This window comes from Flavobacterium sp. 28YEA47A (assembly GCF_041262125.1).
Classification (GTDB): domain Bacteria; phylum Bacteroidota; class Bacteroidia; order Flavobacteriales; family Flavobacteriaceae; genus Flavobacterium.
On the sequence record NZ_JBGCCI010000006.1, the window covers coordinates 268,002 to 279,679 of the forward strand.

At 39.9% G+C, this 11,678-nt stretch carries 8 protein-coding genes; 3 read left to right on the plus strand and 5 right to left on the minus strand.

Annotated elements, in window-relative coordinates; translation table 11 throughout:
* The first annotated feature begins 246 nt into the window (after positions 1-246).
* The 3 genes from ABH942_RS10960 (at position 247) to ABH942_RS10970 (ending at position 3,283) form a co-directional block, all read left to right on the plus strand.
* Entirely contained in the window at positions 247-840 is a 594-nt protein-coding gene (locus tag ABH942_RS10960) for an HD family hydrolase (RefSeq protein ID WP_370031907.1), read from the plus strand.
* A 247-nt stretch (positions 841-1,087) separates the two neighbouring features.
* Positions 1,088-2,089, plus strand: coding sequence for a bifunctional methionine sulfoxide reductase B/A protein (locus ABH942_RS10965; protein WP_370031909.1), 1,002 nt, complete (start codon positions 1,088-1,090; stop codon positions 2,087-2,089).
* Positions 2,090-2,257: 168 nt separating this feature from the next.
* Complete coding sequence (locus ABH942_RS10970; protein WP_370031911.1) at positions 2,258-3,283, plus strand: LLM class flavin-dependent oxidoreductase; 1,026 nt, start codon at positions 2,258-2,260, stop codon at positions 3,281-3,283.
* A 166-nt stretch (positions 3,284-3,449) separates the two neighbouring features.
* Here ABH942_RS10970 and ABH942_RS10975 read toward each other — a convergent pair whose 3' ends face one another.
* From ABH942_RS10975 to ABH942_RS10995, 5 genes are all read right to left on the minus strand, one after another.
* Positions 3,450-3,881: a hypothetical protein gene (locus ABH942_RS10975; protein WP_370031913.1), complete on the minus strand. Its 432-nt coding sequence runs from the start codon at positions 3,879-3,881 to the stop codon at positions 3,450-3,452.
* Between the two features lie 43 nt (positions 3,882-3,924).
* A complete protein-coding gene (locus ABH942_RS10980; protein ID WP_370031915.1) occupies positions 3,925-4,377 on the minus strand; it encodes a hypothetical protein in 453 nt (150 codons plus the stop codon).
* A gap of 20 nt (positions 4,378-4,397) precedes the next feature.
* On the minus strand, positions 4,398-8,063 hold the full coding sequence (locus ABH942_RS10985) for a DUF6443 domain-containing protein (RefSeq protein ID WP_370031916.1): 3,666 nt from the start codon (positions 8,061-8,063) through the stop codon (positions 4,398-4,400).
* A gap of 6 nt (positions 8,064-8,069) precedes the next feature.
* Positions 8,070-10,997: a hypothetical protein gene (locus ABH942_RS10990; protein WP_370031918.1), complete on the minus strand. Its 2,928-nt coding sequence runs from the start codon at positions 10,995-10,997 to the stop codon at positions 8,070-8,072.
* A gap of 12 nt (positions 10,998-11,009) precedes the next feature.
* Positions 11,010-11,678 (minus strand): T9SS type A sorting domain-containing protein (locus ABH942_RS10995; protein ID WP_370031920.1); only part of this gene is annotated, 669 nt, incomplete at its 5' end.

The window sequence follows — 11,678 nt, forward strand, 5'->3', positions numbered from 1 at the left end:
TTAGTTGCACAACTATAATTTTAGTTTTAAGGCTAATTAAATAGTATATGTAAAACGAATATAACCACAACCTTATGTTTTATAGTGAGAGGCTTGTATTAAAAAAGTTTAAAAAACATCGAACTGTATAAGCTAGAATTGCAGTATATTTATGCTATTAGTACAGCAGTGCTAACAGGGTGAGAATAAACAATAAATTAGCTAATACCAATATCTTTTGTAGGTATTTAGCATATCGAAAAGACAATGAATACAGATGATTTATTAAAGCAAGTAGCTTTTATCAAAGAAATTGACAAACTAAAGTACATTCAGCGCAGAACCAGATTATTTCAAAGTGACAGGCACGAAAATGATGCCGAGCATAGCTGGCATTTAGCCATGATGGCAGTGGTTCTGGCCGGGCATTCTGACAAGTCTATTGATGTGCTTAAAGTCGTTCAGATGGTATTGATACATGATCTGGTAGAAATAGATGCCGGCGACACTTTTATATATGATACCTCAAAAAATCATACCAATACAGAAGAGGAACTAGTAGCTGCAAAACGCATTTTTGGACTTTTGCCTGAAAAACAGGCACGGGAATTCCTTGCAATCTGGGAAGAGTTTGAAGAGGGAAATACCCATGAGGCCAAATTTGCCCGGGCTATGGACCGTTTTGAACCATTACTACAAAATACGAGCAACAATGGTGGTACATGGGCGGAGTATGATGTGGAATACCATACCGTTTATAATAAGAAAAAAGCAATAAAGGACGGTTCTGCCACAATTTGGAATTATGCGGAGCGCTTGTTGAACGAAAGCGTGGAAAAAGGGATATTAAGGAAAGATTAAAACGCTTTACGCAATAAAAATAACAACGCGATTTCTCATCAGGTAGCAAAAAGTTTTTAAAAAGAAAAGTCGCTTAATTATAAGCGACTCTTTTTATATGTGTTTTCTGTAACATTATAGACTTTCGTTTCCTGAGCTACATGACAAAAGGGCTGATTTTTTACTGATAAACAACTCAACCTTATTTGGCATACTTTTTATACTATACAGTACATAATCCAAAGTAAAAAAAGAAAGGAAATTTAAAATGCTAAAATGGATTGATGTTATACGGTTTGCCAGTACCGGCAATCCTATTCCAGACAAAAAAGTTGTAAAAACAAATGAAGAGTGGCATACGTTGCTTACACCTGAAGAGTTCAGGATTACCCGCTTAAAAGGAACCGAGCGGGCACATAGTTCAGAGATGTGTTCCCTGTTTGAACCGGGCAAATATGCCTGTGTTTGCTGTGGTACATTGCTTTTTGATGCCAATGAAAAATTTGAAAGCGGTACAGGCTGGCCATCGTTTACCCAACCTGCCACCGAAAATGCCATTGCTTACCACAAGGATATAAGTTATGGAATGGTGCGCGTTGAAACCCTATGCAATACCTGCGATGCGCATTTGGGACACGTTTTTCCCGATGGACCTGAGCCTGGCGGATTAAGATATTGCATGAATGCTGTTGCTCTTAAGAAGGTAGAAAGTAATGAAAGGAAAGCGACTTTTGGAGGAGGCTGTTTTTGGTGTACCGAAGCAATATTTAACCAGCTGAAAGGCGTGACAAAAGTAGAAAGTGGCTATAGCGGCGGCAAAATTGCTAATCCTACCTACAGAGAAATTTGCAGTGGACTGACAGGCCATGCCGAAGTTATAGAAGTTACTTACAATCCTGATGAAATAACGTATGACGATCTGCTTCGCATACACTTGAGTACGCATAACCCGACAACACTTAACAGGCAAGGTGCGGACGTAGGCACACAATACAGGAGTGTCATTTTTTACAGGAATGAAGCCGAGAAAAAAGCGGCAGAACAAGTCATTGCAGAAATTCAGACTGCCTACAATGAACCTATCGTTACAGAAGTAGCCCCATTGGAATACTTTTATAAAGCGGAAGAATACCATCAGGATTATTATTCAAATAATTCTCAAGAAGGCTATTGCCAGGCGGTTATCGATCCGAAGCTAAGAAAATTCAGGGAACTTTTTAGGAACAAGCTGAAAGACACGAAAGAAGAGAACTCAAATAGTCATCAGTGAATTTATCACAAGTAAGGAGAATTGTTGGATTAATATTTCAATGATCCGCAAAAGCCTTTTTGTGAACTTTATATCAATCCCAAACTATAGTTTATCATGGAACGGTTTTCTAAGATTGCCGATACTGATAAGCTAAGGCATCTAAAACAATTAGATGCATAATACATTATGGAAACAACAAATAAAAAAGTAGCTTACTCAATATTGGAACTTGCTATCGTATCAAGTGGAGTAACAATTGAGCAGACATTTAAGAACAGTGTAGACCTTGCCCAAAAAACAGAAGATATGGGTTACAAGCGTTTTTGGCTGGCAGAACATCATAATATGATCCATGTAGCGAGTGTAGCTACGTCGGTCCTTATCGGACATATTGCCGGAAATACCAAAACCATAAGAGTAGGTTCGGGAGGCATTATGCTGCCCAACCATTCGCCGCTTATCGTGGCGGAGCAGTTTGGTACGCTAGGCAGGCTTTATCCTAACCGAATTGATTTGGGATTAGGCAGGGCACCGGGTACTGACCAGATTACGGCGCATGCCATACGCAGCGACAGGATGCAGGCGGTGCACAATTTTCCGGGAGAGATTGAGCAGATTCAAAAGTATTTTTCAGACGAGAATGAATGGTCACAGGTACGGGCGGTTGTGGCTGAAGGTGTAAATGTCCCTTTGTATATTTTAGGCTCCAGTCTGGACAGTGCACATCTCGCTGCTAAAATGGGACTGCCTTATGCTTTTGCAAGCCATTTTGCTACCGGTTTCCTGAATGAAGCCTTAGACATTTACAGAAAGGAGTTCCAACCTTCGGAATACTTGGATAAGCCTTATACCATTGCCGGAGTCAATGTCATAGCCGCTAATACTGATGATGAAGCCGAAAGAAATTTTACATCACTTATACGAATGTTCCTCGGTATCCTCACAGGAAAAAGAGAGCCATTGCAACCTCCAATGGAAATGACTGATGAGCTGATGATGATACAACACAATCCCGCAGTACGTGAGATGCTTAAATACTCTTTTGTAGGACGAAAGGAAGCGGTTGCTAAACAATTGAATAAATTCCTTTTAGAAACCGGTGTAGATGAACTTATGGTGGTTTCCAATATGCATGCGCACAAGGATAGGGTAATATCGTATCAGATTTTGTCTGAAATCATAGATGAGAGGAATAATAAAGGGAATAATTAATTGAAGGTAATTAAAAAGCCAATCCTTTCGGATTGGCTTTTTTACTTCAGAAACTTACCACTCTCATCAATTAATGATTAATTAAAAGATCAGCTAATAAATGTTCTAAATTTTTTTCGAGGGCATAATATTAATTATTTAGGGCTGATATTTTCAATGTATTACACTACCAGCAATCATAAAAAAATGAATAACTGGCCCTCAATTTTTCAGCTATTATTCCTTCTTCATCATAAAAATATGATGTTGTGTTATTTTCTTTTAGAATCCAACTTTGTAAACTTGAATCGCTATATAATGTGTCGGTACTTTTACCGTGTCTCATAATAAAAGCATAGTTGTATTCTTTAAAATTTTGTGATGAATGATTTTTTAGGTTCTTAACATCTTCAATAAACACATTGTTTTTGATCAATAACTTAGCATGTTCATCTTTAGAATTCCAAAATGTTTTCTCGTTAATTGAATAGGGTTGTGTAGTAATTGATCCCATGAATTTTATTGCTTCTATAGGATTATTTTGGATTGTAATATTATTTCTGGTTTTACAGCCAAAAAAACAAAACACTGACAGTATTGATATAATTTTTATTTTCATGTAGCAACTCATTTTCATAAATTTGCTGAATTAGTACAAAACCTTATCTGGGTTTTGTTTTCGATTTTTCTTTCCTTTTTTCTATTTCTATATATTTTAATTCAGTAATAAGGTCATCTTTGCTGGTAAAAGAAGTTATCTCTTCAATTGTGCCACTAAAATAATATTGCTGAAGATCTTTGTTAAAAGATCCAATTACTTCTACGTAATTGCCATCATATATCGCCAAATCTGAAATGCTGCTAAAGTATTTTGGATCGAATTCGAGTATAAAGCCGTTTTTTGTATTTCGATAATATTTATCGTCTTTGGATAGATATATAAGAGGCTGCCCCTCATTATAATCAAAAACACCTGCAAAGCCGATATTGGCATTGTGAAATTTGGTTGGATTTGCCAACAACTCGATTATAGAAACAAAAGCAGTGTTCTCTTGTTTTGTTTGTGCTGATAAATTACCTGCGAATAATATCAAGCAGAAGATGAAATTTTTCATAGTAGGAAGGTTATAATAAATTAATATTTATATTTTACATCTATTGGATAGCCATTTATTCCCCAAATAGTTGGTGCACATGGAGGTATAACATTTGGGCTAACATTGTAATTCCGTATTCGTACCGGACTTTTAGGGTCATTTGGTATTAATTGATTGCCAATATTAACATTTGAAGGTCTCATTTTTGGTCCAGCCTCACCGTGGTAAACATCACGTACCATTAATTCTCCACTTGGTGTTACTACATAGACTGGTACTTTAACTTTATTACCCCTAAACATCACGCCATTACTAGCAGGTCCCTTGTCAAAGGAACTGAAATTATTATCATCTGGATTTTCATAATTTGCATGAGTATGTACAAAACCCGAAAGCTCAGCCCCTGCAGGAACATCTGCCATTCCAAAATCGATCCCATAGGTTGTTCCGTTAACCTGACCGTTTTTATATTTGTAAAGGGAACCTGTTGGGATGGTATATGAATAATATCCCCCAATACTATAAATGGCAGAACCCAATTCAACCTTATTAATAATTGAAACCCCATTATACATCACTGCAAAATCTAGAGCAGCACCATCTATAGATATAAATTGAGCATCAGGTCCAGAAGCATAAGAATATTCTCCCTGTACCGTATATGATGCAGTGCCTGTATTAAGAAGACTTAAGATTGCGTTATAAATACCTGCTATGTCTACTCCATTAAAAGACCATGCGGCACTTGTTTGCTGTGCATCTGCTCCACTACTGTCCTGCCAGTATATTGGATTATTATCGTGACCATTATAAGGCGATTTGTCGTAATGTGTCACAGGATCTATTCCTGTCCATCTGCCTATGGCAGGGTCATAATCGCGTGCTGGCATGTCAAACATATTTAGTCCTAACTCATCTTGAAGTTCCTGGCCGTTAAATTTGTAATTGTAGAGGTACGGAATAGGGCAGGTAGGACACCATTCTATTAATCCGCCGCCAATCCTATCGTATACTCTTTTGGTCATGTTGTAGTTTTTGTGAGAAAGACCTAGTGGATAATAGTTGTTCTCCTCCATGATGACCACTTGCTGAGTGTAAGGGTCTTTGGTGTAGCTCAACCTTATATTTCCAAGATGGTCTGTATAATTGTATACATAGTTGAATGTGGCCGATCTCGATCCCCCAGGTGGGGTGTATTTCACATATCCTCCGGCTGTTATAATTACTTCCAGCACACCATTGGCATAATCGAAATTACCAAAGTATTCTTGAACTTTTACAGGCCTTGGGTTTTCATTAACAGTCTTTTTTAATTTTTCGCCCCTTGCATTGTATATATACTCGATTGTGGCCCCACTCATAAATATGATTTTTAAAGGCTGATTGAAGTGATTGTAAATAATTTTGCTGATTCTCTTGTTTTGATCATATTTTAGGTTACCATTAATATCATAATCATAGTCATCTTCATTATCATTTGTCCCGTTGCTGTCATCACTAAAGCCTGCATGACTGTTAGTATGGTCCGTTATCTTACTAATCCTGTTGGAATTGGGCTGGTAGGCATAATCCAGGTCATCAATCATCAAGGCAGTTATCGCATCATCAAACTCCCCATAACGTTGAAGTTTTCTTATATTACCATTCTTGTCATATTGCTGACTTTCCTTATAGGAATCTGGCGCAGAAACACTTTCCGGCTTGTGGTATGAAGTGGATATAAGCCTTCCCATACCATCAAATTGGTAGGTATGCCTGCGGAGTATGTTGTCACTGCCAGTCCTCCAATAGGTTTCCGATATGTTTCCATTTAACTGTGAAGAGGCCGATTGTGGTGCTTCATAATTAATCTTGAAAGCAAAAAGGTCTGTCGGCTCTCCCGTCTGCGCCAATGATGCAACCTTGTTAATTTCTTTCAGCCAACCCCTGATGTTGTAAGTATAATCAATCTTTTGTAACGCTTCATTTCCGGTAAGATCAGTACCACCAACCCTTTTGGATATGAGCTTTCCTAACTCGTCGTATGTATTCAAAGAAATTAGCTCTGTTGACTTACTTCCTATTTTATGTGTGTGTGATAACATGCGCCCCTGATCGCTATATGTAAAATCTTCCCTAATAACTATTTGATTATCATTTGGTGATCGTTTATGTGATAATAATGTATAGAGTGTGTTTCCGGAAAAATCCAGCTTTGCATCCATTTGTGTAAATCCGCCCAGATGGTTTGATTTCCATGTCCGTATCGGCCTTGCCTTACTATCGTATAATGTGTAGGCAAGTTCTCCGGCAACTGCTGTTGCAGCTTCCAGAACCCTTGTCCAACGCCCGGTTGACAGTCCTATAGGTTTTACGGTCTGGTTGTAGAAAACAGCTTGTCCCTCGACGTTTGAAAAGCTTGACGGCCCTTCGGGGAAATTATAATCGTCATAATAGTTTACTGTTAATACATGCCATGTCATTCCGGTAGGCCATGCCTGGTTGGTATATCTGAATGAGACCCCGTTTACGGTTGTGTTTGTAGCCGTCTTTATCTTGCTTTCGTATAGGTTTGTAATCTGCATATCTCGTGCATTTTGTAACGTATTCCGTTCATCAGAATTTACGTTCGCCTGCATCCATCCCGTATATACGGGGCGTCCGACGATATCATACTTTGTAAAAAGCCATCCTATATTATTGGGCTCTGCAATATCAACGAAGGGTGAAAAAGCAGGGCCGGTTGCTATCACTCGATTCAGGCTGTTATATATAATAAATTCCCAATTCTTTCCCGGCTCTTTCTTTTCAACCAGCCTGTTTTGATCATCATAACGGTACTGATAACATAGTCCGTCTAGATCAGCCTGACTTCCAGTTCCATCAGACATTGGCGGCAGTACGAAAGTAAGGTTGCCAAACTGATCATAGACATAATAGGTTTCATGCCATCCCTCAACCTGAACACCACCTGAAAATGAATTCCCCCAAACTCTTTTGAGTAATAACTGTCCTCGATTGTTTTTAAACTCCTGCATCGTATGGTTGTTTCCAGAAGTCCAATTTTCTGTTTTGGTTATGGTTTTATAAAGCTTCCCTGCTTCATATTCTCCCTCTTGTGTTAGCGTCGCAGGGAAGTAGCCATTGGAAATGGGGCCTAAAATTGCTTTATAGAGTTTTACATTGTCATTTACGGTATTCGAATAATACTCTAATTTGATCGTATGGTCAGGATCAGTGAGTGTTAGAGGAAGTTTCCAAGAGTTTCCAGGTGCGCCTTTTTTTGTTACACGGCCAAGAGGAGATGCTTCAAATTGATTCTCGTTGTATGGATTTTCACTGGCCTCAAAATTAGGATTTCCAGTTCTTTGCGGAGAAGGAGAACCGTAGAAAGATAATACCTCAGATTTGGCTCCTGAATCATATTGCAGAGTTGCAGAGTTGCTAACGTAAGGCATATAGCCCTTAAGTTGCTTACCAGATGCATCATATTCTAAATGTGTGACGATATCTCTTCCACTTGCAGACTGTTTAAATGAACGTTGCTGTATGGGCCTGGCTAAATTGTCAAAGTAGGTAATAGTTTGAGAGGCCTGTGCAGCAGTAGGTTCTGCTATTGAAGTTGAGGTTTCGGTCTTATACACGGTAGTCTTCACATGGCTTGTCTGCTGTGCCCAAGCTAATACGGAGAATAACAGTATTGCGATTGATAATATTTTTTTCATCTTGACCTAGTTTTGGTTTGTCAATTGATAATAGTTTTCCTTGATGAGTTTTCCGGTCCTGTCTTTTACAGCCTTGTTTCTGCCAAAGGAATCGTATTCATTTATGATTCTATCGCCTTTAGGGTCTGTTATAGTTGATATTCCGATAAGTGGCTTATGTGTATAGGTTGTCAGAAAAGTATCTGCCAGGGCAGCGTTGTTGCGTAGCAGGTCGAGCTTCTGCAACACTGTGGTTTCTGTCCCGCTGTTCGTTGCAATCTGAACATCGGTGATAAGTGCAGGCGGTATGTTTGCATAGGCCATGTTTTCAATCTGTGCGACAACAACCGTATTGTTGTAACCCCAAATGTAACTTGTCTTCATGCCATTTGGCTGTTCACTTTCTAGCAGATTTCCAAACGTGTCATAGAGATTAAATTTGGTTGTAATTTTTTGATTTCCATGAGCTTTTGCATATCCTGTGAAGGATGGAAGCCATGACACATTGCCAGCCCAAGTGTTCGCATGACTTGTCCATTTTGTAGTAAGCAGGGTGCCGTTCTGGTATTCCTCAGTTTTTTCAAGCAGCGTGAACTTTTGGTCAGCAAGATTCATCCCCATATCATTGTAATAGTATTTGGTTTTCAAAGTCTCGCCGGCTGATGTTGTACTTTCTTTTGATTCGAGGGCGCGGTTCGCATCTCGGTGGTAAGTGAATTTGGTTTCCTGTACGATCGGTTCTGAACCGACCTCGTAGAGCGTCACGGTCTCACTGGCCATCCTTGCCTTACCTGTCCTGTCCAACACGTTTCGTGTCTGAAAATAGTTTACCATATAGGTCTCGTCAGGAAAGCGATAGGTATAGTCGGTGTTTCGAACCAGCATGTTATTACTGTTGTATTCTTTCTTGTTTTTAAGAAGTCCTCTTCTGTAATCCCTGGAAATACTTGCCTGATCTTCATTGTTAAGTAAAGGGTAATCGCCCGATGTAGTAAATGTATATTCTATCTTCCCGTTATTTTCACTGTCTGTCACTGTTACGTTACGGTAGCTCACAAATTCAAGGTGCCCATATGCACGTAAAAAGCCTTCTTTGTCTCCAGCAATAAGACTACCACTACTTCTGTTAGGTTCATCGAAAAGGTTGTAGGCATATCGCGTCTCCTTTACAGGGATGTAATCAGGATATGAATAATACTCCTTGTTTCTTAAATAGTCGGCAGGGATGTCCCCATTAAAGTGTGCTATCTTTTTGATTCTTATACCTCCACCATAAAGCCATTTTTTTTGGTTAGGATTTTTTTGTACAGTACGGAATATTCTGGACGCCATTCTTTGTGTAATTTGTGGTGATATCTGGCCCAACTCTATGTAATAGGTTCCCGGATTAAAGGTATAGCTCTTGCCATAACCCCAATTTTCGATATTGTAAGGTTCATAATGCGGAAAACTTTTTTCGAGCTCGATTAGATTTTGTCCACGAATGGTCATCGAAGGCTTTTCCCAGTTGCCGCTAAACTCGCTTAGGTAGCTATCCGGGCGTATGACCATGTATAGGGTCTTAGGAGTACCTGTAATTGTAAATCTTGACAGGCTCTCAATGCGGTCGTTATATACCTCCTCAACAATGTGGTTATACGGATATATGTTTTCCATAGGGGCATAGCCATATTCATAATAAAAATCGGGATTCTCAACAAGTCCTGTCGGTGTAGGTATCTCTTGCGAAATGGAATATCCCTGATGATAGGAATAGGTATTTGATTCGTATTCATATAGTACGCAGCCGCCCGTAGGGAGTGAAATTTTTTCGAGCACGCCCCTTGTACAGATTTTTGGATTTATGGCTGTTCTTGCCAGAAATGATCCTATTCCGTTGTTATCTTCATATAGTTCCTTAGGAACAAAATTAGGATAGCCAAACTTATCATGACCAAGGATACCTTGATCCGTATCGTAATAGCCATAGGTGCCATTGCTATATGAGAATTTGTAAACTTCGTTCTTGTTCTGCGCTGCGTCACGAAATATAACCTTGTCCCATTCCTTCAGGTCAATCCTTTTAATAACGTTCGTATTTAGGTCCGAGAGGGTTATCTCCTGTAATACTGTAGTTCCGTTATATACTGTGCTGTTTCCTGTTGAATAGGTAAACTGAACCTTCCCGAAGCCTTCAGATTGGATTGAGGTCATCTTGTTGATGATAGATTGATTATTCATAACTGCAGGTGTCCGCATTTCAAGATAGTTGTAACCCACGAGCTTGTTACCGTTAGGATCATATATGCCCGAAAGATTAAATCCCCTTGGGATATTTTTAAAATATATGTTTGGGTTATTTGAAAGTTCTACATCTCTGTCTACTATGTCAAAGACGAACTTATTATTCTTAGAGTCGTATATTGTAAAGGAATTTACTCTATAGGATGTCTGGTCGTAATTGACAGTAATCTTAAGTGCATCTCCCTTACTGGAATAAAAAGAAGGAACCAAATTGTTATTGGAATCCTTCATCAGGTAGAAAGTACCGGAATTGCCCATAAAGCTGAACTTGTACTGGTCGCTGAAGAAGCGCCTGCCTGTGGCAAAGTCGTTTTCATCATAGCTAAACAGCATGTTAGGAGAAGATACGATACGTACAATGCTTCCACCTTTGGGTATCGCCCAGCCTGGCTGTAGAATGTCGTCACTGACGGCTCCTTCGGTGGAAATACTGCTGGGCTGGTAAGCTATAGTAAGGTTAACTCCTATATCTTTGCTTCGGGAGGGAAGTGACACCAGTGGTATAGAAATGTCTGGAGTACCTGTGTAAAGGCTTACCGGCACATCATCAAATCTAAACATGCTCGCTGCTGTATTAGTGATTGCTCCAGGACCTAATTCAGCGGTTGCAGGCTGCTCCTGGGCATGGACTACAATGCTGAACCCTAATAGTAGTGCAAATATTTTTTTCATGATGTAATTTCTTTATTGTTTGTTAATGGCCTTTACGACCTTCACCGAGTCGTTCTGCACGTTGGTGCGTATCTCTATGATATAAATCCCTTCCGGAACTCCGCCAAGGTCAACCGGTACGGTTCTGTCCGTAATGTCGAAGTGCTGCAACTGCCTTCCGGAAAGGTCATATACGGTGGCGCTTCCCTTTTGGAATTCGTAGCCTACCAGCACGTTGGTGTAGTGCAGGGTAGGGTTGGGATAGGCCTCGATAGGGTTTTTCTTTTCTTCTTTTTTACGTTTGTCTTTCAGCTTTACGACCCAGAAGTCGTTTCGTCCCTGGCCGGAGTACCGGTCTCTGGAAGGCGATCCCATTGATGTCCCTGCCAGGATATAGCCCCCGTCTCTGGTCTCTATAGCCTTTCGCAGGATGTCCTCGCCTCCGCTTCCCACGGTCTGCGTCCACTGTTCCTCTCCCTTGTTGTCGGTCTTGATGGCGATATAGTCGTTGATTCCTTCCCTGTCTTTCTTTTTTGTGGAATAAGCTTCGCTCTGTGCATGTCCTCCGAGAAGCAGTGATCCGTCCCTGCTTTCCTCCAGGGAAGTAAGCAGGTCAGCCTTTCCGATATCATAGGTCTTCTGCCAAAGTATCTCTCCGTAAGCATCTACCTTTAACAGCCAGAAGTCGGTGCCCTTGCCGTT

Bases quoted from the DNA above. Each gene is read 5' to 3' on its own strand.
- ABH942_RS10960 (WP_370031907.1), top strand. From the start codon at position 247: ATGAATACAGATGATTTATTAAAGCAAGTAGCTTTTATCAAAGAAATT.
- ABH942_RS10965 (WP_370031909.1), top strand. From the start codon at position 1,088: ATGCTAAAATGGATTGATGTTATACGGTTTGCCAGTACCGGCAATCCT.
- ABH942_RS10970 (WP_370031911.1), top strand. From the start codon at position 2,258: ATGGAAACAACAAATAAAAAAGTAGCTTACTCAATATTGGAACTTGCT.
- ABH942_RS10975 (WP_370031913.1), bottom strand. From the start codon at position 3,881: ATGAAAATAAAAATTATATCAATACTGTCAGTGTTTTGTTTTTTTGGC.
- ABH942_RS10980 (WP_370031915.1), bottom strand. From the start codon at position 4,377: ATGAAAAATTTCATCTTCTGCTTGATATTATTCGCAGGTAATTTATCA.
- ABH942_RS10985 (WP_370031916.1), bottom strand. From the start codon at position 8,063: ATGAAAAAAATATTATCAATCGCAATACTGTTATTCTCCGTATTAGCT.
- ABH942_RS10990 (WP_370031918.1), bottom strand. From the start codon at position 10,997: ATGAAAAAAATATTTGCACTACTATTAGGGTTCAGCATTGTAGTCCAT.